General features: G+C 60.4%; 20 protein-coding genes. 8 read left to right on the plus strand and 12 right to left on the minus strand.

Translation table 11 applies throughout. The features are described 5' to 3' along the window. Positions 1-32 precede the first annotated feature (32 nt). Entirely contained in the window at positions 33-1808 is a 1776-nt protein-coding gene (locus tag AB4Z24_RS13985; RefSeq protein WP_441709103.1) for an ABC transporter ATP-binding protein, read from the minus strand. Positions 1809-2110: 302 nt separating this feature from the next. Between AB4Z24_RS13985 and AB4Z24_RS13990 the strand changes: the two genes are divergently transcribed. Beyond that, entirely contained in the window at positions 2111-2707 is a 597-nt protein-coding gene (locus AB4Z24_RS13990; RefSeq protein WP_441709105.1) for a hypothetical protein, read from the plus strand. 195 nt (positions 2708-2902) lie between these two features. On the opposite strand, the gene AB4Z24_RS13995 is transcribed toward AB4Z24_RS13990, so the two are convergent. Next, positions 2903-3025: a hypothetical protein gene (locus tag AB4Z24_RS13995; protein ID WP_441709107.1), complete on the minus strand. Its 123-nt coding sequence runs from the start codon at positions 3023-3025 to the stop codon at positions 2903-2905. Between the two features lie 46 nt (positions 3026-3071). On the opposite strand from AB4Z24_RS13995, the gene AB4Z24_RS14000 reads away from it, so the two are divergent. Then, on the plus strand, positions 3072-4337 hold the full coding sequence (locus AB4Z24_RS14000) for a DUF763 domain-containing protein (protein WP_441709109.1): 1266 nt from the start codon (positions 3072-3074) through the stop codon (positions 4335-4337). A 99-nt stretch (positions 4338-4436) separates the two neighbouring features. Here AB4Z24_RS14000 and AB4Z24_RS14005 read toward each other — a convergent pair whose 3' ends face one another. Beyond that, on the minus strand, positions 4437-4850 hold the full coding sequence (locus tag AB4Z24_RS14005; protein WP_441709111.1) for an NUDIX hydrolase: 414 nt from the start codon (positions 4848-4850) through the stop codon (positions 4437-4439). A 527-nt stretch (positions 4851-5377) separates the two neighbouring features. Continuing rightward, positions 5378-5587 carry a hypothetical protein gene (locus AB4Z24_RS14010; protein ID WP_441709113.1) on the minus strand — a complete coding sequence of 70 codons (210 nt, stop codon included), beginning with the start codon at positions 5585-5587 and terminating at the stop codon, positions 5378-5380. Between the two features lie 192 nt (positions 5588-5779). Here AB4Z24_RS14010 and AB4Z24_RS14015 point away from each other — a divergent pair, with 192 nt between their 5' ends. Together AB4Z24_RS14015 and pabB are read left to right on the plus strand one after the other, a co-directional pair. Then, positions 5780-5995, plus strand: a complete 216-nt coding sequence (locus AB4Z24_RS14015; protein ID WP_441709115.1) for a 2TM domain-containing protein — start codon at positions 5780-5782, stop codon at positions 5993-5995. 319 nt (positions 5996-6314) lie between these two features. Then, on the plus strand, positions 6315-8108 hold the full coding sequence (pabB, locus tag AB4Z24_RS14020) for an aminodeoxychorismate synthase component I (protein WP_441709117.1): 1794 nt from the start codon (positions 6315-6317) through the stop codon (positions 8106-8108). Here the strand turns inward: pabB and AB4Z24_RS14025 are convergent. The 3 genes from AB4Z24_RS14025 to AB4Z24_RS14035 form a co-directional block, all read right to left on the minus strand. Continuing rightward, positions 8085-8318 (minus strand): hypothetical protein, encoded by a 234-nt coding sequence (locus tag AB4Z24_RS14025; RefSeq protein ID WP_441709119.1) that lies wholly within the window; start codon positions 8316-8318, stop codon positions 8085-8087. The two genes, pabB and AB4Z24_RS14025, sit on opposite strands and share 24 nt — an antisense overlap. A 120-nt stretch (positions 8319-8438) precedes the next feature. Further along, positions 8439-8654, minus strand: coding sequence for a hypothetical protein (locus AB4Z24_RS14030; RefSeq protein WP_441709121.1), 216 nt, complete (start codon positions 8652-8654; stop codon positions 8439-8441). Between the two features lie 117 nt (positions 8655-8771). After that, positions 8772-10592 (minus strand): hypothetical protein, encoded by a 1821-nt coding sequence (locus tag AB4Z24_RS14035; RefSeq protein WP_441709123.1) that lies wholly within the window; start codon positions 10590-10592, stop codon positions 8772-8774. A gap of 550 nt (positions 10593-11142) precedes the next feature. Between AB4Z24_RS14035 and AB4Z24_RS14040 the strand changes: the two genes are divergently transcribed. Beyond that, the gene (locus AB4Z24_RS14040; protein ID WP_441709125.1) at positions 11143-11964 is read left to right on the plus strand and encodes an alpha/beta hydrolase; all 822 of its coding nucleotides are present in this window, start codon (positions 11143-11145) and stop codon (positions 11962-11964) included. Between the two features lie 104 nt (positions 11965-12068). Here the strand turns inward: AB4Z24_RS14040 and AB4Z24_RS14045 are convergent, their stop codons facing one another. Next, positions 12069-12785, minus strand: a complete 717-nt coding sequence (locus AB4Z24_RS14045) for a DUF2147 domain-containing protein (RefSeq protein ID WP_441709126.1) — start codon at positions 12783-12785, stop codon at positions 12069-12071. Between the two features lie 278 nt (positions 12786-13063). Between AB4Z24_RS14045 and AB4Z24_RS14050 the strand changes: the two genes are divergently transcribed. Genes AB4Z24_RS14050 through AB4Z24_RS14060 form a run of 3 tightly spaced genes read left to right on the plus strand, consistent with a single transcriptional unit; the run spans position 13064 to position 16039 of the window. Next, positions 13064-14194: an ABC transporter permease gene (locus AB4Z24_RS14050; RefSeq protein WP_441709128.1), complete on the plus strand. Its 1131-nt coding sequence runs from the start codon at positions 13064-13066 to the stop codon at positions 14192-14194. Next, positions 14191-14943 (plus strand): ABC transporter ATP-binding protein, encoded by a 753-nt coding sequence (locus AB4Z24_RS14055; protein WP_441709130.1) that lies wholly within the window; start codon positions 14191-14193, stop codon positions 14941-14943. Before AB4Z24_RS14050 ends, AB4Z24_RS14055 begins: the two co-directional genes overlap by 4 nt. Further along, the gene (locus AB4Z24_RS14060) at positions 14936-16039 is read left to right on the plus strand and encodes an HlyD family secretion protein (RefSeq protein WP_441709132.1); all 1104 of its coding nucleotides are present in this window, start codon (positions 14936-14938) and stop codon (positions 16037-16039) included. Before AB4Z24_RS14055 ends, AB4Z24_RS14060 begins: the two co-directional genes overlap by 8 nt. A gap of 87 nt (positions 16040-16126) precedes the next feature. Here the strand turns inward: AB4Z24_RS14060 and AB4Z24_RS14065 are convergent, their stop codons facing one another. From AB4Z24_RS14065 to AB4Z24_RS14080, 4 genes are all read right to left on the minus strand, one after another. After that, on the minus strand, positions 16127-17293 hold the full coding sequence (locus tag AB4Z24_RS14065) for a tellurite resistance TerB family protein (protein WP_441709134.1): 1167 nt from the start codon (positions 17291-17293) through the stop codon (positions 16127-16129). Positions 17294-17384: 91 nt separating this feature from the next. After that, positions 17385-20522 carry an efflux RND transporter permease subunit gene (locus AB4Z24_RS14070; protein WP_441709136.1) on the minus strand — a complete coding sequence of 1046 codons (3138 nt, stop codon included), beginning with the start codon at positions 20520-20522 and terminating at the stop codon, positions 17385-17387. Then, positions 20522-21736: an efflux RND transporter periplasmic adaptor subunit gene (locus AB4Z24_RS14075; RefSeq protein ID WP_441709138.1), complete on the minus strand. Its 1215-nt coding sequence runs from the start codon at positions 21734-21736 to the stop codon at positions 20522-20524. The genes AB4Z24_RS14070 and AB4Z24_RS14075 overlap by 1 nt, the downstream gene beginning before the upstream one ends. Continuing rightward, entirely contained in the window at positions 21733-22404 is a 672-nt protein-coding gene (locus AB4Z24_RS14080; protein ID WP_441709140.1) for a TetR/AcrR family transcriptional regulator, read from the minus strand. The genes AB4Z24_RS14075 and AB4Z24_RS14080 overlap by 4 nt, the downstream gene beginning before the upstream one ends. Between the last annotated feature and the right edge of the window lie 180 nt (positions 22405-22584).

Raw genomic sequence — 22584 nt, forward strand, 5'->3', positions numbered from 1 at the left:
TTCGCCGGCAATCGCTCGGCCAATCGCGCGCGCTACGCTGCCGCCGACTTCAGACGACGGACTTCGAGATCGACGAGTGATTTGTACGCGCCGGCCTTGCTGATCAGGGTTTCCGGCGTGTCGTCTTGCACCACCTCGCCGTTCTGAATGACGATGATGCGGTCAAAGTTGCGAAGCGTCGACAGGCGGTGGGCAATCGCGATCACCGTTCGCCCGTGCATGAGCGTCGTGAGGGCTTCCCTGATCAATTCCTCGGAATGGCTGTCGAGCGCGGAGGTTGCTTCATCGAGAAGAAGAATGGGCGCGTTTTTCAAAAATGCGCGCGCGATCGCAACCCGTTGCCGTTGACCGCCTGAGAGTTTGGCGCCCCGGTCGCCGACGATGGTATCGAGCCCGTCAGGCAACTGCTCGAAGAAGCTCAGGCATCGCGCCATCTTGGCCGCCGCCATAACCTCTTCGTCACTGGCGTCCGGCCGCCCATAACGAATGTTCTCTCGCAGCGTTCGATGGAAGAGGCTGACGTCCTGAGGCACGACCGCAATCGCCTTTCTCAAGGAATCGTCCGGCAGCAGCGCGCCGACTTCGCCGTCGATGAGAATGGCGCCCGATTGAACGTCGTAGAACCGCTGGATGAGGGAAAAGAGCGTGGATTTCCCTGCCCCCGAGGGGCCGACGATTCCAACCCGCGTTCCAGGTTCGATCTTGAAGCTCAACGACGAGAAGACCTGCTTGCCGTCGGGATAGGCGAAGCTGACGTCACGGAATTCCACCGCACCGCGTGCCGCTGCCATACGTTTCGCCGACGAAACGGTGGGCAAGGCGTGCGGCGTAAGGAGCGTCGTCAGCGCTTCGGAAAAACGCGCCAGATGTTGCGTTACATCGACGAGCGCAACCGCAAGATCGCGCGTGGCGCTCAGTATGGAAATACCAAGCGTCGAAACGAGGACGACATCGCCCGCCGTTGCTTCTCCTCGCTGCCAAAGCACGATCGACCAGGCGAGCACGCAGCATGTCAGCACTGCGGTGGTAACGGCATGAAAGATCCGGAGGCGCTCGAGAAAGTACAGGCTCTTTTTGCGGGCGCGCACTTCACGGCTGATGACGCCGCCGAGCCGGCGGTGCTCGCTCCGCATCCTTCCAAAGGCTTTCACGACCGAGATATTGGAAATGACGTCGATCATGTCGCCGTCGACGTTCGCGGCTTCGCGAGCGTATCCGTGATGCAGCGGCGTGCCGCGCGCCGCCCAGTAGAACATCAGAACGACGACGACCCCGACCACGCCGCTCAACGTTAACGCCATCGCGACGCTGACCGTTGTCAAATAGATAATCGAAACGACCGTCGCGATGAGCGGCGGCATGGCATTGAACGTTACCATCGTCTCGGTCGTGTAGAGCGCGTTGGCGGTGGCGGTGATCCGGCTCGTGAGCGCGCCGGGAGCCTGACCTTGGAAAAAACTCGGAGCATGCCCTGTCAAATGCCGGAAAAGTTTCCGCCGCACCCGTCCGGAAACGCCCGTGAACGTTGAATGGCCGATCCACGCGGCGAGCCGCCACGAGAGATTGTCGGCCGCGATAAATCCGATGAGCAAGGCGAAGGCGAACCAAACCGTCCCGTGTCGCGAAGGATCGGAAAGCGCGTCCACCAGCTTTTTCAAGCCGTACTGCGTGGAAACCGAAAAGGTGACGGCGGCCATCACTGACAGCAGGATAGCGAGATGCCCCCACCGGTAGCCGCCCAGGATTGCGATGATAAAGCGGTATGGGTGCTTTGCAAAAGTCGACAAGTCGCTCGTCAAGTTACGCATCCCTCAAGACAGGCACTTCTATTCGCTAACGAGTGATTGATCTCGAATGCCGTAATTTTCCGCAATCGGCGGACGGTTTCGCTAAGTGAGGCCTTCGCTTTCGCACTTCCTATGTAACGCTGCGGATGCGGCGATCAGGCAGCGAAGAGACTGCGACCGGTTAACTCAGCGTAGCGCACACAGTAGCGCACACAACTGCGCCAGGACGGCTTCCCACTAGAGAGTACAGCTCAGTCTCGGTTCGGAACTGTGAGTCGTCTCTTAAGTTCCTAGGTGATGACGCGTAAGCAGGATTGAAGACCATGGCCAAAATTTTAGTAGCCCTCTCCGCTGGTCTCATCGTTGGCGTCTCGTCGGCTGCGATGGCTCAACAGGTCAGCACGCCGGCCGCGCCCTCGGGCGCATCGCCGGCCACGACAATTGGTCCGCTGACCCCGACGCCCAATACCTCACCGCTGACGCCGGCGCCGGCGAACGGCGTCCTCACAAACCAATCGAGTTCGGAAGTGCCGTCCATTGTGAACCCCTCGCCGACCGAGACCATCAGGCTGGATGCGGCGGCAGCGAGCCCACAGGCGCTCCAGATTGATCCGAACAGTTCGAATGTCTCGATTTTGAGTGCTGATGTCGTAACGACACCGCAGACGGCAACAGGCGTCTCGCTCAACACGATACTTGCGCCGGCCACGCCTTCGGCACCTGCGCCGTCCGCTAACTCACCGAGCTTTTATCCGCCTGTCCTTGGTGAACCGGCCTCCACCGCAACCTTCCTGTCGAATTTTTCCGGCGCGACATCGACGACCGGGCTGGCTTCTCTCGATGCACTGGCAAGATCTTCTTCCGGCGGCAGCTCAGCGACGCCGATCGCTCGGATCACCAGCAGAAGTTCCGCGCGTTAGAACGATTGGATTGCAGTTGCTCATGACTGCGCCGGTTCGCCGCAAGAAAGAGGATGAGCCCGGTTGCTCGGAACCACCAGGGTCGGGGGGTAGTTGACCATCCGCAAATGGCAAAGGTCCGAAGTTTCTGAGGAATCGGTACTTCGGAACTGCCCGTGCATATCCCGAAAATTTTAGAGGAAACGGTGCATGAATTTACGCGACTTCACGCGACGGGCACGTGCGTCCCGGCTGGACAGGAAGGCGAAATTCGAAGCGGCCCTCGAGCGCGCGCGCCGCGATCTGCAGCTGAGCGAAGGCGCGTCGCTGTGGTCGCATCCACCGACTCATCATATCTTTATCAGAGGTCGTTCTGATGGAGCCGATGGCACGACGTACAGGCAGCGCTGATCTTCCGCTTCATGGCGGCCGTGTTCCCGCATGGCTGTCGGCCCGCATGGCGGCGCTCGGCGCCGTCATATGTCGGGCAATCGTAGAAGAATACGGCCGGGACGAATTATTGGCCCGCCTTGCCCATCCTTTCTGGTTCCAGTCATTCGGCTCCGTGATGGGAATGGACTGGCATTCCTCCGGTGTCACGACGAGCGTCATCGGCGCGCTGAAACGGGGATTGGGCCCCCTGCAGGACGAACTCGGGGTCTACGTCTGCGGCGGCCGCGGCAAGCAATCGCGTCAGACGCCGCAGGAATTGAATCTCGTAGGTGAGCGCGCCGGCGTTGACGCTGACGAATTGACAAGGACGAGCCGGCTCGTCGCCAAGGTCGACAGCGCCGGCGTACAGGACGGCTTTGATCTCTATCTTCACGGCTTCTTCGTCACCCGCGAGGGACACTGGACTGTCGTCCAGCAAGGCATGAACACGGAGAAACGGCAGGCTCGCCGTTACCATTGGCATTCGCAGTCGCGGTCGAATTTCATCGATGAGCCGCACACGGCGATCGACGGTCCGGATCAGGGCGAAATCGTCAACCTTACGGACCGCAGGGCAGAAGCATCACGATCGGCACAACTCGATCTGCTCTCGACCTTGGGTCCCGATAAGATCGTCGCGGAACTGCTGGCGGAAACGCAACCCCACTCCGAGCACGGGCAACAACTTTCGTTGCCTCATCTTGCTATGCCCGCGCACCACGAGGTTCGCGCTAGCGACGTCTTCATACGCCGCCTTCATGGAACGCTCGCGGCCGCCGCTGAACAGGGGCCTAAGGATTTTCCCGATTTGCTGTTGACGCCAGGCGTTGGCGCAAGAACGGTTCAATCGCTTGCCATGGTCGCGGAAGTGCTGCACGGCGCGCCCTACAGGTTCCAGGATCCGGCGCGGTTTTCGCTGGCACACGGCGGCAAGGACCGGCACCCCTATCCGGTCCCGACGAAAGTTTACGATGAAACGATCAAGGTTCTGAAGTCCGCCGTCCAAAAGGCCAAGCTTGGAAACAGCGAAACGCTTGCAGCGCTGAAGAGATTGGATGAGCAGGCGAGGCAGCTGGAACACACCGCCGATGGCCCGTCTTTCGATGACTTCATCGCTGAGGAACGCGCCAATTCATCGCTCCTTGGCGGCCGCTCGGTCTTTGGCTGGGAAAACGCACCACCGCCAATGCCGCTGACGAAGAAGCGTGGCGCCGCCTAAAGCAATTCCAGCAAAAGTGCGCTGCGGTTTTGCGTCCGGAATTGCGTCAAAACAAAAGGCTTGAGCGTTTTCGCAATTCAGAGAAAAAGCGGAAACGCTCTAGCGCTTGCGCCGGCCGTCGAGACTGGCGAGGAGTGTCTTTAGCCCGGGCTCCCGCACCTTTCTGACGGCCTCGTCCTGCGGAAACCAGACGCGCGTCCGCACGTCCTGTTCGCGCCAGCGCTTCCGTTGCTTCTTCACCCACAGCACGTAGCAAGCAACGGTAAGGACTCGTGTCTCGTCCAGCATGATCTTCCGATAGCGGTAACTGCCGATCGGTATGCCTGAAATTTTCCCGGTGACGCCAGCTTCCTGTTTGGCCTCGCGCGCCGCGGCGGCCGGATCACTCAACCGCTTTGAAGGCCATCCTTTCGGAATGACCCATCGTCCCGTTTCTCTGGACGATACGAGCAGGACCTCCAGTCCGTCGCGCGTCTTTCGCAGGGGCAGGGCTCCAACCTGTCGAATTGTCATAAATTGTCTTCCAGTCGTGCGCGTAAGGCCAGATTGCTCATTATCATCGTTTTGAAAGAACGGCTTATTGTTTTGAGGCTGCCAGGAACCTTCCTCTTTTCGGATCCGTTACTTTTTCAAACCGATGCTGGAGGAAGCAGAAATGGCTATCTATACCGATCCCCAAACGGGTCAGCGAAGGGAAGTTGACGACCTTTCCCGCCCGACGACAGGTTCATCGTCAATTGGCATTGTCGCACTGTTAATCGCGTTGGCGCTTATCGGCTGGTATTTCTATGGCCGCGTCAGCCCGACCGTCGATCAGACAAATACAGGCGCTTCGACTGTAGCTAAACCCGTAACATCGCCGTCTTCGCCCAACGCCAGCCCGACGCATCCCGCGCCTTCGCCTAATCCTGGGCCTTAGCTGAGGGACGCAAAAAACAAAATATATAAATGCGACCAGACGACATGCGTTGTCCGGTCGAACTTATGTGGTGTGCGGAGCGAGGCTTGGCCGGCGTTCCCGGCCACAAGCGTTATGTCTGTTATTTTGACTTTACCCGCTCGGATTTGGCTTGTTCAGAAAGCCTTTCGACGAGGTCTCGATCGATAAGCGGGGGGCGCCGATCGACGGGTCGCACGGGCTCATCACGCTTCCGGTCGACGGCAATGGGATCGCTACCCGGGAACGTCTCTTTCAAGGCTTCATCGAGTTCCTTATCGATCTGAGCCTTCGGCTTCTCACTCGTACCCATGGGGGTTCTCCAAAACGCCCGCGTGATCGGCACTTGCTGTGCATCCGCAAGTGCATCGGGTTTGAACGCTCGCAAGGAAGACAAGGTTCCGATAGGCACACGGACAATTGACGATAGATTCTTGAGCGCGACGGCGGGAAAGCCGGTACATAAGGGCGGCGGATTTCGCACATGTGTCGGTCGGAGGCCGAAATGGACAGATTGCTGCAAAACCCAGGCTTCAGGTTTCACTTCCTGGCCTACGTGCTCGTCAACGTAGGCCTTCTAATCATCAATCTTTTGAACCCGCAGACGATCTGGTTCTACTGGGTGCTCATTGGCTGGGGCATCGGTCTCGCGGCCCATGCCTATTCCGTATGGCACGCACCATCTCGCCCGGTGAGACCCGTGCGGCCCATTCGCAGGTGAGCTGTCCGCTATAAAGCGACCCCGTTGCCGAAGCACGGATCGGGCGGTCACGACGTTGGAACGCTTCGCGAACCTTCTCGCGGCCGGCTCGGTGCGAGCCTCGTTAGAATTTTCGTGATTCCAATTTTGGCGGTCGTCCACGAACATCCGGGCGAAATCGCGCAGATTTGGCGAGCAGGACGGAGTGGCAATCCCGCGGCGGCCGCGCTAGAAGCGGCGCATGCATTCATCTTCCTCAAAGACTGTGGGGACGGCCGAGTCGGCCCCCTCCCAAGTAAGCTCTGCCAGGCCGGCCTCGCCAAGTCTCGCTGAGGGTTTCGTGCTGCTCGACAACAGTACGAGTCTGCAAGCCGTATCGAAGCTCTTCGAGAAGCCGCTCGAGATCATTCGCGCCGACGCTCCTGAAGACGTCGAAGCCGCGCTGGCGGCCCTACAGGCTGGCATTTCCCGTGGCCTGCACGCAGCAGGATTTTTCTCCTACGAGCTTGGCTATCTGCTCGAGTCGAAGCTGACGCATCTTTTGCCCGAACGGCGTAAAGTGCCGTTCCTCTGGTTCGGCCTTTATTCAGCGCCGCGCGAAATGACGGGCGCAGAAGTGCAGGGATGGCTGACGGAGGAGGCGATCGGAAATCCGACCCTCGGCGAGCTTGCCCATAGCTGGGACAGCGTCTCCTATTTGAAGCGCTTCGAAGAAGTCCAAAAGAACATACGCAGCGGCGACATCTACCAGCTCAATCTTACCTTCAAGGCGAAGTTCAATCTCCAAGGCTCTCCGCTCGCCCTCTACCGCGACCTGAGGCTGAAGCAGCGCGTCGCCTATGCGGGTCTCGTCGATACCGGCGATGTCACCATCCTCTCGGCCTCGCCAGAGCTCTTTATCGACCTGCACGATCGCGTCATCGAGACCCGGCCCATGAAGGGAACGGCGCCGCGCGCCGGCACGCCCGAGGGCGAGGCGGAGGTGCGGCAGGGCCTTTCCACCGACATCAAAAATCGCGCCGAAAATCTGATGATCGTCGATTTGATGCGCAATGACTTGGGACGTATTGCCGACCTCGGGTCGGTGACCGTGACGGATCTGTTCACGATCGAGACCTTCAAGACCCTCCATCAGATGACGTCCGGCGTGCGCGCCCATCTGAAGGAAGGCGTCGGCATCAGGGATATTCTGAAAGCGATCTTCCCGCCGGGGTCGATCACCGGCGCTCCGAAAATCCGGGCGATGGAACTGATCCGCGAGTTGGAAACCGAACCTCGTGGCGTCTATTGCGGGGCCATCGGAAATTTCTCACCCGACGGTTCGGCCCAGTTCAACGTCGTCATCCGGACGGCTGTTATAGATCGCAAGGGCGCGGGCGAAATGGGCATTGGCTCCGGCATCGTCGCCGATTCCGACGGTCCGAAAGAATATGCCGAGTGCCTGCTCAAAATGAAGTTCCTGACCGACCCTGTCCGCCGGTTCGAGCTGATCGAAACGATGCTCTACGTGCCGGGCGATGGCGTGTGGCTGAGGGGCTATCATCTGGCCCGGCTGGCAGCGTCGGCGGCATACTTCGGATACGTCTACGACGCCGCGAAGGTGCGCGACGCGATCGACAAGGCGATCGCGGAGGAGCCCGACAAGCGCTTGCGTGTGCGATTGCTTCTCGATGAGGACGGAGGCGTCACCGCGACCGTAACGCCGCAGCCGGAAAGCGCGGCCGATGCCGTCATGCGCTACGTCATCTCCGACACGCGCGTAAACAGCGGCGATCTGTTCCTCTATCACAAGACGACGCGCCGCGAGCTTTATGACCGGGAGTGGAAACACTACTCCGAAACGCTCGGCGCCGACGAGGTTATCTATCTGAATGAGAATGGCGAACTCGCTGAAGGCAGCCGCACGACGATCTTTGTCGAACGCAACGGCAAGCTCCTGACGCCGCGGCTTGCAGCCGGTCTGCTGCCAGGCACGCTTCGGGCCGCGCTCATCGACGAGGGAAGAGCGGTCGAAGCCGCGCTGACGATCGAAGACGTCAACGCGGCCAGCGGGATTTATCTCGGGAATTCTGTGCGCGGGCTTATCCGCGCCGAACCTCTGGTGCCGCGCCTACTGGGCGACAACCGGCACTAGGAGCGATCGGTCTTTGGCAGGCAATTGCGTAACAGGACTTAGTGTCTTGACCGAAGTCTTCGTGTCTTGGCGCGAGGCGATAGCGATCGCAGCAAGAGCCGCTAACGTCAACGCAACCGCGGTGACGATGGCTTTCGATGAAAGCCGCGCGCGGCGTGCAAAGACTTGAGGAATCTCTTTCGGCATGCCCTGTTCGATACTCAGCAGCATGACGATGCTCTAGTCCGCTCGATGCCGCGCGACACCTGCGCACATAGTAAATGGACGGTCTCACGAAAACGAAAAATTGCAACGAACTCCGCTGAAAAAGGGATCACTCCGCGCGTCGCCTCACATGCCGCGAACCATGCAGCCGAGCATAAGAATTAGGTACGAGACGAGCATCGCCCACGACTCATTTCCCGTTAGCCAAGGGATCTCTGCACCGAAGAACTTCGACATCAGAACGATCACCGTCAGGATCACTGAAAGCATAAAAGTTACAATGCCTGGCGCCTTCAAACCCATGTCGTGCACTCCCTCCTCGGCTCTCAATCGAACGCGCATGTCATCCCCCTTGGTCTCATGGGTTCGCAATCGCGAATCTATATAGCAGGCGGCAAAGCCCGTTGAGCCGATGCGCGGCCGATTGCATGTGGAAAGCTTTGGGCGGTGCCGATTTGTCTACGTGCGCTGGGAAGGGCTGGCGGGTGCGACGGACACGCGCCTCGGACGAAACAGCCGCGCAAACCAAGCCAGCAATATCAAGCCGATAAGACCGGCCCCGGCAATTGCTTGCGGATGCTTATCCCAGAGCAGCAGCGGCGCCACCCGGCCATCCCAGACGAGCTTGATATCGTCCCCCAGCACCTTGGTCGAATACCCGGCCGCCGGCGCGAGCATCATGTCGGCCGCGGCGCCCTGATCGCTGCTCGCGATGATACGCTCCCGAACCCGGCGCGAAGCCAGGACCTGCATTTTGGCTGGATCGGCGGCGACGGCCCGCAACACCTTCTCGCGCGGCCCCGGCTTCAATCCGGAGAGGTAGCCGGCGAGCGCCCGAAGCTCATCCTCTGACAGCGACCTGAGGAGGCTGTCGAGATCGCTCGAGCCAAGCGTGAACAGCAACTCGCGTGCATCCGGAGGAACGCTCGCAATCCGAATGATCGCGATCCGGTCATTGAGTGCCAGAATGCGGTCGAGGGAAGCCCGGGTGAGATCCTTCGGCGATATCCGCTTATGCAACTCGTAGTCGGTGACCTTTCCGAGCTGGTCGCCCGCCAGTGCCGACCAGTCGAGCCCCGCACCGACGGACTTCAGGTCGCGCGCGATTTCGAGGCCCTTCTCCGGCATCAGGTGAACGGCGGTGTTCAGCGATCCGTCCTGCAGGCGATTCAAAATGGCGGGCTCGCCTTCCGAGGCGACCAGGATCGACACAACCTCGTCGAGCCGCGGCAACGCATCCGGCTTCACGCCGTCGAGGAACTTCCGGAATTCACCGTTCTCGTCCGCAATTCTCAGAACGAGTGCATGGGCCCGCCGAAACGTTTGCCAGACATTGATGACATTGTCCGCGGCGGCGTTCGCGATCTCCGCAACGTGTTCGTTCATTTGGTCGCGAAGAGTATTGGCAAGTTCTTCGCGAACCTTGTCCTTGGTCGCTGGCGCCTTCATTTCGGTGGCGATGATCGGCAGCACGCCGTTGCGGAAGTCCCAGAGATCCTTGGCGATGAGGACAAGGCCGACGCCGCCCGCCACGACCGATACCAGCCGGGACAGCACGCTGCCGACGATGCGCTGGCCGACACGCTCCGCGAGATTGGCGAGCTGGCGCCGCACGATCAGGATCGTCGCGCCGGCGAGCCCGCCGCTCGACTCCTTCAGCACTGAACCGGCCGATACGCCGCTTGTGCCCTTGTTGGGATCGACGACGACGCCTTTGCTCGCATCGCTGGCCAGAGCGTCGGCGACGGAACTTCCATAGCGGGGGCCAACATAGGCTTTGAGACAGTCGAGGAGGGGCCCGGTCGCGTCGGAGCTTGCGAATTCGATCGATTTGCCGACTTCGGTCGCAACGCCGGTGGCCAGATCCTCGATCCCGGCCTTCACCGCATCCGAGCGATAAACCCGTTCGGCAACTGCGGTGGCCAGCTGTTGTGACTTCTCGCTGTCGGCCAGCGACTGGAGCCGCTCCGACCAGCTCGTCTCGTTCGTTATCTCCGCAACCGCGATATCGACGCGGCTGTCGATGATCTGGTCGAGATTCCGTTGCCGCCACTGGTCGGCAACTAAGGCCTTGTAATCAATAGATTTCGTGCCGTTCTTGATCGCGTCCGTCGCGATCCCGATGACGGCGGCTCTGAGCGCGGCGTCGTCCTTGGCCTGACAGGCCTCATAATCCGCCCGGCTGATGGGCTCGGCGACGGCGATCCGCAGCGGGATCTGGCACAATATCATCGCTGTAGCGGTCAGCAGCGAAACGGGCAGACGCAAGGAAACGGTCACTTCAGTTCAGTCCCCGGCCGATCCTACCGGTGGGCTTCCGCGGGACGCGGCCGGTAACGCCGGTTTAAGTATAAAGCATCGATTACGTGGGAACAGTGTCTAGAAGCTCGGGGTTGCTGGATAATCATCTGCTCCAGATCGCTTACCCGTTCCGCTCTCAAAAATACTGATCTCGAAGGAGACTGTATCCTGAAGAACCTAAGTTTCCCCCGGGAAGGCGTAGCCTTGTTCCGCAATGCGGTAACAATTTCACGGCAAACGGCGGCGCGGCATGAAGTCCACCTTAACCAATCGTCAGTATCCGGAGGTCAAAACCTATGGTGTTTTCAGCTACTTCGTAATACCTTCACAAACCAAATCTGAACTGAGGGTATTTGCAAAATAGCTCAAATCCGCGGCGACGCGACAAAGTTGCGTTGGCATCTGAAGCGACCCCGTCGTATTAGCGACCCACAGGGTAATAACGAGTTCAACGTAGGTAATGAAAAACCAAGAAAAATTTCAGCCTCCTCGCGGAAGCGTTTACATTCCCGGCGGGAAATCGGGGGTTTTGCTGGTTCATTCATTGGGCGGCTCGCCGCTTGAGATGAAAGCTGTCGCGCATGCGCTCTCCCGTAAGGGTCTGACGGTTTATTGCCCCGTAGTTCCGGGCCTCACCTTCGGCACCGACGTCTCCGGCCTTTCCACCTGGCAGGACTGGTATAAGTCGGTTTCCGACGCGTTCGATCACCTGCGCAGCGTTTGTGACAACGTCATTATCGGTGGCGCTTCGGCCGGCTCGATCCTGGCCTTGAGGCTCGCCGCCTATCGCCAAGACCAAGCCTGTGGCGTGATGCTTTACGCCCCGACGCTCGCCGTTAATGGCTGGGCTATCCCGAAGGCGATCAAGCTCTTCCATCTCATCACCGACAAGTGGACAGCCCGCCTCTTCAAATTCCGGACACCGGCGCCCTATGGCATCAAGGATGAGCGCGTCCGCAATTTCGCGCTCGATTCGATGCGCGGCAGCGATAACATGCCGGCCGACATCACCGAGCGTGGTGGCGGCACCGTCTACGAATTCTTCTGCCTCGTGCGCAACGTCCGGCCGATGCTGCCGCTCGTGAAGCTCCACACGCTGATCTTCCATCCGCGCCACGACGACCAGAGCGACATCAAGAATACGATGGCACTCCAGCGTCAGCTCGGCGGCATGGTCGAAGTTTCGGTTCTCGACGACAGCTATCACTTGGTCACGCTCGATCGTCAGCGCGGCTATGTCGTCGAACGGACGATGGAATTCGTGGACCGCTTGCTGGCCCGCCAGGCCGACAAGGTCGCGGTTCAAAAGCCCGCTTCGACCGGTTCGAAGCAGCTGGGGGCGGCTGAGTAGCAGCCGCCGTCTTCCGGCATTCTCTTTTCTATGTGGCGCTATCGCAGAAAGGCGGCCCCAACCGATGTTGGCGCCGCCTTTTCTGTTTCAGAATTCGGTTTCGGTTAGTTCGAAGCAACCGGCGCCTGTTGCGGCTGAGGCTGCGTCGCGACCGCCTTCTCGGCGGGCTTCTTCTTGTGCGGCGCCGCCGCGACGTTCGTTGCTGCCGCGGGCTTAGCTGCCCCTGCAGCGGTCTTGTTGGGCTTCTTCGTCGTGGCGCCCGCCGCTTGTTTCTTTACCGGACCGGGAGCCGCCGCTGCGTCGGGAGCACAGGACGGCAAATCGGCCGGAGCGCGCGTCCAGATGAAAGATTTGCCCAAAAAGCGCATGCCCTTGTAGCCGGTGACCTTGAGCGTATCGGCATTAATGAGGTCGAGGGCGACGTCGTAGGATTTGCCTTCCTTGGGATCGTAGACCCAGCCGTTGTCGAAACCGCCGCCGGAGAGCTGTACGAGATCGCCCAGCACCGGCAGGCCGCAGATCGGACGGCTGCGCTGCGAAGCATCGGGATTGTATCTGTCGACCTTCGGTTGGCCATCGCTGGCCATCGGCTCTTGCAGCCAGTAGATCTTTCCGCATAGCGTCGTCGGCGTGCAGATCTCGATCTTGACGGCGCCTTTTCCGGTGTCGTCATACCAGACGCCGACCTCTTTCGGATCGGCCGCCGCCGGAGCAGGGCGGATGGCAGCACCAAGCAAGCATGTCGCGACTGCAAGGGCAGCAGCTGAACAATTCGCAATATTGAAGCTACGCATGACAATAAACCGCAGATGAAAGCTCAACTTTAGTACTCCTATGCCCCGAAAGCGGCAAAACATTGGAACTTATTTGTTAAACGGTCGCTAAGGCTTTCCGGGAAAACGTTTCCGCACCGACGATCAACCTTTGTCGCCGTCCGAAGCGGAACGTGACGCGGGACGTTTTGGCGTTTGGCTGTGGTCGTAGCGAGACAATAGAGCTATATGACCCTGCATAAGGCGCGCGGGTATTGATGCGGAGTTCGCGCCATCTGCAGGCCCCGAGGCCCAATAGAAACCCCTCTGAGAGATCCGGCAGATACATGGTTTTTACTCTCGCGCTTCGTAATTTGTTGCACGATCGCGTTCGTTTGGCGGTTACGCTTATCGGTATTCTTTTCTCTATCGTCCTTGTGGCTGTGCAACTCGGTCTATACCTCGGGTCGAGCCGGATGATCACGGCGAATATTGCCCGCTCGAATGCCGACCTCATCGTAACCACCTTCGGCGCTAAAAGCTTCGAGGACGGCGGTCTTTTGTTGGGCGATCGCGAACGTCACCAGGCGCTGGCGACGCCGGGCGTTGAAAGCGTCGTGCCGCTGGTCGTTGCTTTCGCAGAATGGCGGAAGCCCGAGGGTGGTTCCTCGCGTGTAGTTCTCATTGGTTCCGATGCCGCCGATCAGGGTCTCCTTCCGTGGGGCCTCATCCAAGGCACGGTCGAGGATATCAAGGCGCCTGACGCCATCGCCGTCGATAGCACCTACCTGAACGAGCTGGGCATCAACGGCATCGGTGACACGGCGCAGGCCGCCGGCGGCCGCGTCAAGATCCGTGCGCTGACGGAAGGCATTCGCTCGTTCACCCAATCGCCCTATGCGTACACGACGCTCAATCGCGCTCGCCAGTTGCTTGGCGCCGACGATGACAAGTCGACCTTTCTGCTCGTGAAGCTGGCTCCTGGGGCGAACATCACCGAAGTGCAGAAAGATCTCGGGAAGCGCCTCGATTCAGCCGACGTGCTGACGAAGGACGAGTTTGAAAGCCGCAGCCTCAAGCAATGGCTGTTCCGCACGGGCGCGGGCTTAGCGCTGATCGGCGGCGCAATTCTCGGCAGCCTCGTCGGAACCGTTATCGTCGCTCAGACGCTCTACTCGAGTACCAAGGACCACATTCACGAATTTGCAACGCTCCGCGCGCTCGGATCGTCCAGAGGTTACATTTATAAGGTAATTCTGGCTCAGGCCGGCTTGAGCGCAATCATGGGCTACGTGCTCGGCATGGCAATTGCCTTATTGATACTTTACTTCAGTAGAAATTCGTCGTTGCCGTTGGTGATGACGCCGGGCCTGGCATTCTGGCTGTTCGCACTGACGCTGTTCATGTGTGCGATCTCGGCGCTTTCGGCCATCGTCAAGGTCACGAAGATAGATCCGGCTACGGTGTTTGCGAGATGACAACGACCCCCGTCATGCAAGCGGATAATATCGTCAAAGAGCTTGGCGCCGGTGCCGGCCTAGTGGTCGCTGTCAAAGGCGTCTCGCTGGAGCTTGTCCCCGGAGAGCTGACGCTGCTGATGGGGCCTTCGGGCTCCGGCAAAACCACGCTTCTCTCGATCCTCGGCTGCATCATGAAGCCGACGTCAGGAAGCATCCGCATCGCCGATACGAAGATCGACGGCCTGTCCGCCGAAGAGCTGGCCAAGGTGCGCCGGGAGCACCTCGGTTTCATTTTCCAATCCTACAACCTGTTCCCGACGTTGAATGCCATCGAGAACGTTCGCATCGCTCTCGACGTCAGGGGCGTCAAAGGTTTCGCTGCGACGAGCCGCTCCGAAGAAGTCCTGCGTGAGGTCGGTCTCGGCCACCGCCTGACCAACTATCCGCGCAACCTGTCAGGCGGTGAACAGCAGCGCGTTGCGGTCGCTCGCGCGATCGCAAGTTCACCTTCGATCGTGCTCGCCGACGAGCCGACCGCCGCACTCGACAGCGAGAACGGACATGCCGTGATGGCGCTGCTGTCGCGCATTGCCAAGGAACAGCATCGCAGCGTGCTTGCTGTAACGCACGACCCGCGAACCTTGGGCTACGCCGATCGCGTCGTACGCATCGAAGACGGAAGAATTGTCGGCGAAGAGCGCCGACCGGAAGGCATAGATTCCCCCGAAATTACGGATTTGACGAAGAGGCGAAAGCTGCATGCTTAAGAAGATTGATCCAACCGTCACGGCCATTCTCGCCGCCGCCGCCCTGGCGTTGCTGGGTGGCTTTGCTTTCAACACCCTGACGCATAGCGAGACGATGTTTTCTAGCGTGGCGGGCCCGGCGCATGCCGACGCCACGGCCCCGACGGCGCAGTGGGCTGCATCCGCCACCGCGCGCGTAGAGCCGAAGGACGGCGAAGTTCGCATTGCGAGCGAAGTCGGCGGCAGGATCGACGAAGTCCTCGCCAACACCAACGATCAAGTGAAAGCCGGCGATCTCCTGATCCGCCTCGAGGACGCCGATTATTACAACAAGATCGCCGCGGCATCCGCCGAAGCCAGCGTTCGTGAGCGTGAGCGCGGCGAAGAAGCGGCAACTGGCCCGGCTCTCGATCGCCGCAACGCCGAAGACGTTGTCGCCAAAGCGCAGCGTAGCGTTTTCGCCGCCCACGAGGCTTTCGACGCGGCATACCGCGCTCAGAAAACCGAAAAAGGCGATGCCGATGCGGTAGACAAGGCACGCAAGGATCTCGCCGCCAAGATCGACGCTCTGGCTGCCGCAAAGTCGAAGCTTGCGCAGGTTAATGCGCAGCCGAACATGCCGCTGCAGCAGCGTTTGGAATCGTCGCTGGCTCTCGCCCGTTCGGATCTGACGTCGGCCGAGCTCGCTCTCGAGCGCACGCGTATCCGCGCCCCGGCTGACGGCACCGTTCTGAACGTGCTGGCGCGCGTCGGTGAAACCGCGGTTCCTTCGCCCGAAAGCGCCGTCGTGGTCTTCGGCGACATGTCGAGCCTCCGCCTTCGCGCCGAAGTCGAAGAGCGTGACGCCGCAAGAGTTCACGTCGGTCAGCGCGTTGTCGTGAAGGCAGACGCCTTCCCGGACAAGACGTTCGAAGGCACCGTCACATCGATTTCGCAGTCATTGGCCGCGCCGCGTATCGCAACCCGCGGTCCGCGTCGTCCGAACGATGTCGAAGTGGTTGAAGTCATGGTCTCGCTCGACGATCATCCGCCGCTCTTTACCGGCATGCGCGTCGACACCTTCTTCAAGCTCGACAATCAGGCCGCGAACGCTTCGAGCGGCACGAAAACAAACTGATCAGCTTATCCTGACAGCAAGAAGGGCGTCCGTGATTGCCACGGGCGCCCTTTTTCATGTTCGCGAATGAGTACGAGACGGGCGGTTTCAAGCCGCCGCCCGCGCCGTGGCATCGATCTGAGCCGTTAGCCGCGGATCGAGCCCGAGCTCGTGAGCGAGCGACCCCAAAAACCGCTCTTCAGCAGGAGAATTGTCCGCAACGGCCATACGCGCCGCAGCGTAAAGCTGGATGGCTTCCTGTGGTGTTTGTACCGACTTCGCCAGCTCTTCGATGGTATGCGGATGATTGAGCTCGTTCGCCAGGAAGGTCTCGGATTCACGATCGAGACCGGCCTCTTTGATTCCGGTCATGATCTTCGTCTGCTCCGCCGGATCGATGCGCCCGTCGGCGAAGGCAGCGGCGATCATCGCTTGCAGATAGTGGACTGCCGCATCATTCGTCATTGCGGCGGGCTCATAGCCAGAGCCAGTCGGAGGCGGTTCGGTCGATAGCGCGGCTTGGGTGGTCTGAGGCTTGTCTACATCGGTCGTCCCGGCTGAGTCGGAAAGCAGAGGCTTCCCTTGCTCATAGTTTTGAATGGCCTTGTAGGCTAGGCCGCCGAGCATCGCGAGGGCTCCGAGCTTTGCTGCACCGGTCGCAACCGACCGGCCCGTCTGCGTTCCGAGCAAGAGACCGCCAAGCCCACCGGCTGCGGCGGTCGATGCGTAAGGATTGTTTTGAATAAGGCCTTTTAGCTTTTCTAGCATCTCGCTCGTTTGCGGATCCGAGGTGAGCCGTCCGAGAGCATCGCTTGCTCCGGTCTGTTGGCCGATGCGCTCCGAGCCCTCCTTGACGCCTTGAGTCGCTTGGGCGAGCACCCGGCTCAGGATGTCTCCGAAGCCGCCGCCGCCACTGCCGGATACCGAGCCGCCGGCTTCGCTGAGCTTGTCTCTGATCTGAGCGAGAATGTTCCCGAAATCCGGGGAGGAACTTGCGGTGCCTTGTCCGGCCTGCGAAGAAACGTCCGCAGGCGATTTTGTTTGCGCTTGCGACAGGCTTTGGCTGATCTGGTGCAGGATATCGCCAACCCCGCCGCCGGCACTTCCGCTTTGTGCGCCTTGAGTTCCGCCTCCGGCATTCCGAAGAATATCATTCAAAATATCTCCAATGCCGCCGCCGGGCGGGTTGGCGCCATTCGGTTGTCCTGGAGTTGAAGAGCCCGCGGGCGCTGCGCCGCGAACAATATTTTCGAGCATGGATTTGGCGTCGAACATAGCGGGGGTTCCTTCTGTTTCAGCCGCACGGCTGAAACGTAGGCACGCACCCGGTCATGCACAATCCGACGCCTGAACAATCCTTTCGGAATTATTCCGCCGCGAGCGGTAACGGACGATGGCTCTCGGCAGCCGGCGAACTGCCCGGCGGCGATTGCGGCTCGGCAGGCGGCTCGTCGCGTGGGCCGATGAAGCGTCCGAAAATATGCTGCATGACATTGCCGAGGTCGTCCATCACGGTAAAGAACGACGGTACGAACACCAGCGACAGCATCGTGGAAACCAACAGGCCGCCGATCACCGAGATCGCCATTGGCGCGCGGAATTCGCCGCCGTCGCCGAGCGCCATCGCGCTAGGAAGCATGCCCGCCGCCATAGCCAGTGTCGTCATGATGATGGGCCGCGCCCGCTTGCGGCCAGCATCGATGATCGCAGTGGCGCGATCCACCCCGGCCGCGATCTCTTCGATCGCAAAGTCCACGAGCATGATCGCATTCTTGGTCACGATGCCCATCAGCATCAGGAGCCCGATGTAAACCGGCATGCTGATCGAATTGTTGGTGATGAACAAACTCAGCGCAACGCCGCCGAACGACAGCGGCAACGACAGCAGGATCGTGATCGGCTGGAACACGCTGCCGAAGAGCAAAAGCAGCAGGCCAAGCACGATCAGAACGCCGGTTCCCATCGCTGTGATGAACCCATCCGCGACTTCGTCCTGAACTTCCGCGTCGCCGGATGGCTGCAGTGTTACCGATGCGGGCAGGTTCAGCTTCTGGACGACATCGAGAAACTCTTCGCGCGCCGTGCCTAACGCCACGCCGCGATCGAGATCGACGCCGATGACCGCCCGTCGCATGCGATCGAAGCGCTCGACGGACGCCGGACCGCGTCCGAATTCGACAGTCGCAACGGCCGTTAATGGGATCGCTTTGCCGGCGGCGTTGGTCAGGCGCAATTGCTCGATCTGCTTGAGGTCCGACCGCATGCTCTCTTCAAGCTGCACGCGGATCGGAATTTGCCGGTCGCCGACCGTGAATTTCGCAAGGTTGAACCCTGCGTCCCCGATCGTCGCAACGCGAATGGCTTCCGCAATCTGATCTGGAGAAACCCCGAGGCGCGCCGCAACATCGAGGCGTGGAACGATGCGGATCTCCGGACGCTCCGTCGAACCGGACGCTGCTACGTTCCGGAAACCCGGAACGCTGCGCAATGCCGTTTCGAGCTTGCCGATCGCAGCATTGAGATCCTCACCGCTGCGCGACAGCATGGAGAACGAAAGCTCGCGCTCGCCGCGCTCGTTGACGTACCAGGCGCGCGTATCGGGAATATCGGAAATCTTTGCTGCGATGATCGACTTCAGCTGTTTTTGCGTGAGCTTGCGCTGTGTTTTTGGAACGAGCTTTACGTAAAGCGCTGCCCTGCGAACCTCGAGTTGCCCGGTCGGGCTCGTGCCTCCGAGAACGAACACTTGCGTAACCTCGGGGATCGTCCGCAGCGACTTGACGAGTTGATCGGTCTTCGCGCTCGTTTCGTCGAGCTGCGTTCCTGGCGGCAATTCCACCGACACAACGACGCGAGACGTGTCCTCGTCGGGCAAAAAACCGGTGGGAAGCAGCGTCGTCATGTAGATCGATGCTGAGAAAAGCGCGACGCCCGAAATCAGCGTCAGGTAGCGCCAACGAAGCGTCGCCGCTAGGAACTTCGTGTAGGAGCGCATGATCGCGCCGTCGATGTGGGGTTTCTCGGGAATGGGGCGCAACAGATAGGCCGCCATCATCGGTGTTATGAGACGCGCAACCAACAGCGACACGAGCACGGCCACCGCGACGGTCATGCCGAACTGCTTGAAGTACTGGCCGGCGATTCCGCCCATGAACGACACGGGCGCGAAAATCGCGACGATTGTCAGCGTGATGGCAATGACGGCGAGACCGATCTCGTCGGCCGCTTCCAGTGCGGCACGATAGGGAGATTTCCCCATGTGCATATGGCGAACGATGTTCTCGATTTCGACGATCGCGTCGTCGACGAGAATGCCGGTTGCGAGCGTGATGCCGAGCAGGCTGACGAGATTGAGAGAAAATCCGAGCGCGCTCATTGCCCAGAATGTCGGAATTGCCGCGAGAGGCAGCGCAATCGCCGAAATGGCTGTCGCGCGCCAATTGCGCAGGAAGACGAAAACGACGAGCACCGCCAGTACGGCGCCCTCGATCAGCGTTTCCATCGCTGCGACATAGTTGCCGCGCGTGTAGGCGACGGCGTCGTCGATCTTCGTCAGTTGGACGTCGGGATATTCGGCTTCGAGGCTTTTGAGCGAAGCGTTGACGGCGTCCGAAACGGAAAGATCGCTGGTTCCCTTGGTGCGGAAGACGGAGAACGTAACGACGGGCTGACCGTTGAGACGCCCGAAAGATCGCTGCTCGCTGGCATCGTCGATGACGCGGCCGAGATCCTTGAGGCGCACTTCGCGGCCGCCCGCGAGGATGATCTTTGCGTCTGACAGGGCCTCGACTTGGCGCGCGCCGGCAAGCGTGCGGATCGCCTGCTCCTGGCTGCCGACTTCGCCGCGGCCCGACCCGAGATCAACGTTGGTAGCGCGCACCTGACTGTTCACCTGCGCAGCGGTGATGCCGTAGGCAAGTAGCTTATCGGGATCGAGATTGATGCGAATTTCTCTATCGACGCCGCCATAGCGCTCGACGCGGCCGACGCCTTTCGTCGCCTGTAGCTTGCGCTTGATGACGTCGTCGACATGCCAGGAGAGCTCTTCGAGCGTCATGGCCGGCGATGTCGCCGCAAACGATAGGATTGCCTGCCCTTCGACATCGATGCGTGCGATAACGGGTTCGTCGATCGTGCGCGGAAGATCGGCGCGAATTTTCGCTATGGCATCTCGGACGTCGTTCAACGCCCGGTCGGTATTCGTCTCGAGCCTGAACTCCAGGATCGTTACCGACGTGCCGTCCGTCAGCGTCGAGGTGATATGCTTGACGCCGGTTATATTGGCGACGACGTCCTCGATGACCTTCGTCACCTGCGTCTCGAGTTCCGCCGGCGCGGCGCCCGATTGCGTGACCGTCACCGACACGATCGGAATGTCGATGTTGGGAAAACGCGTGACAGGCAGCGATTTGAAGCTCAGCGTGCCGAGCAGCATCAGCACCGCGAAGAGCACGATCGATGGCACAGGCCGGCGTATCGACCAGGCGGAAATATTGATGCGCATTACTTCGCCTCGCTCAGCCGCGGCTCGGGCATTACAGGGCGCACGACGTCGCCGTCGCGTAGAAATGTCCCCGCGCGCGCAACAACCAGATCGCCCTCTTGGACGCCGCTTTTGATCTCGACGAGATCACCGGCGACCAAGCCAACCGAAACCGTATGCTTTTGAACCGTGTCGTTCTTGACGACCTGCACGGACGTTAGACCTTGATCGAAGGTGACGGCTGAGGCCGGAACGGCAAGGCCGTGGCTCGAGTCGGTTTGGATGCGCCCGCGCGCATAGGAACCGATCCTGAGCGCCGGATTGACGCCGAGGAAGATTTTCACGCGACCGAGCCGCGTCGCCTTATCGACTTCTGGCGAGACGAGGCGAACCGTTCCTTCAAAGTCGCCGTTCTGGGGCACGGTCACGATCGCCTTTTGCCCGACCTTGACCTTCTTCAATTCGGTTTCGACGATCTCGGCGTCGAGTTCGATCTCGCCGTTTTCGATGATGCGGAACATCGGCTCGCCGGCCGTCGAAGCCATGCCGCCGATGCGTCCCATGCGCCGGCTGATGACGCCGTCGGCAGGCGCGGTCACGTCGGTATTATTCCGGCGCCACAAGAGCTCCCGGCGTTGCGCCTCGACTTGCGCCTTTTCGGCTTTCGCGGCCGTCAGCCCGTCGCGCGCCGCGAGTAGCTGAGCCGCAGTCGTATGCGCGGCGCTCTCGCGCTGATCGTAGGTCGAGCCGGAGAGATATCCGGATTGCTTCAAGGGCACGGCGCGTTCGAATTGCGCAGTCGCCTCTTTGGACTGCGCTTCCGATTGCACGATCTGACTCTCGGCTTGCGCGATCGCGGCATCCGACCGCGCCAGATTGGCATTGTTCTGCGCAAGCTGCGCGTCGAGCTGCTCCGCAACGAGGCGCGCGAGAACCTGACCCTTTTTAACTTTATCGCCTTCGTCCGCGAGGAGCTCGAGAACGCGCAGGCCATCGACCTCCGGCGAGACGAGGATTTCCTCGCGTGGTATGAGCGAACCTGAGACGGCCGCGGTCTCGACGAAATTTTCGATCGCGACCTTCGACACGGTGACCGAAGGAGCGGCGACGGGCTTTGCAGCTTCGAGCCTCTCGGCCTGCACTTCGGCCGTGTGCTTCTTCACGACGTAAAGGTAGCCGCCTCCGGCCGCCGCACCTGCAGCCAAAAGGCCAAAGACAAATTTTCTAAGACTCATCGGCGCCCCCCGCGTGCGGATACCTTCGCGCGGGATACTTTGTGTTCCGCCGGCGTCCGTTCAACCGTCCCCTGCTTAACTGGATTGAGCAGACTGCCGATGAGGTCGATGACCACAGGGATCAAGGAGCCCATGTCGGCGTCAGGATAAATGGCGCGGCGCCAGAACATTCCGTCGCCGACGATATTGAAGACATTCACAAGTGTCTGGATGTCCGTCCGCGGTGCGATGCGCCCCTCTTCTTCAAGACGGCGGAACAGCGCTTCGAAGTTGTCCGAGCAGAACTTGTCGACGCCGAGGAAGATTTCGGCGATGCGTGGATTGCGTGTCGCCTCTATGCCCATCTCGACGGCGAAACGCTGCCTCTCGCGCCCCTCATGGATGAAGTAATGCTCGCCGATTGCGGCAAGTGCCTTGAGGAAATCCGGCGCGGTCGCGAGCGCGGCGAACCGTTCGGCAAATTCCGCGCGGTCGCGTTCGCAGAGCCCTGCGATGAGCGCTTCCTTGCTGTCAAAATAAACGTAGAGGGCGCCCGGACTGACGTCGGCCTCCCGGCAGATCGTCTGCATCGTGGTGGCGTGAAAGCCGCCGTTGGAAAAGCATCGAAGCGCCGCGTCGAGAATATGCTCTCGCCGCGCGCGTTGTGTGTCTGGTTTGAGCTTCGGCATCGCCGCGACTGTCCGTATGCAAGCGAGATTTAAGCGAATGGGCGTTCTGCTTGATGGACGATTGCGGAGAGGTCAAGGCGAATAGTTGTTCGTTTTGCAAAAAATATCGGAGAGGGCCGGCCTAGTGGCGGATACAGCTCAGGCTGTAACCGAGCAGGTCGGGGATGGGCTACCGGACCG

This window comes from Hyphomicrobium sp. 2TAF46 (assembly GCF_052114865.1).
Classification (GTDB): Bacteria; Pseudomonadota; Alphaproteobacteria; order Rhizobiales; family Hyphomicrobiaceae; genus Hyphomicrobium_B.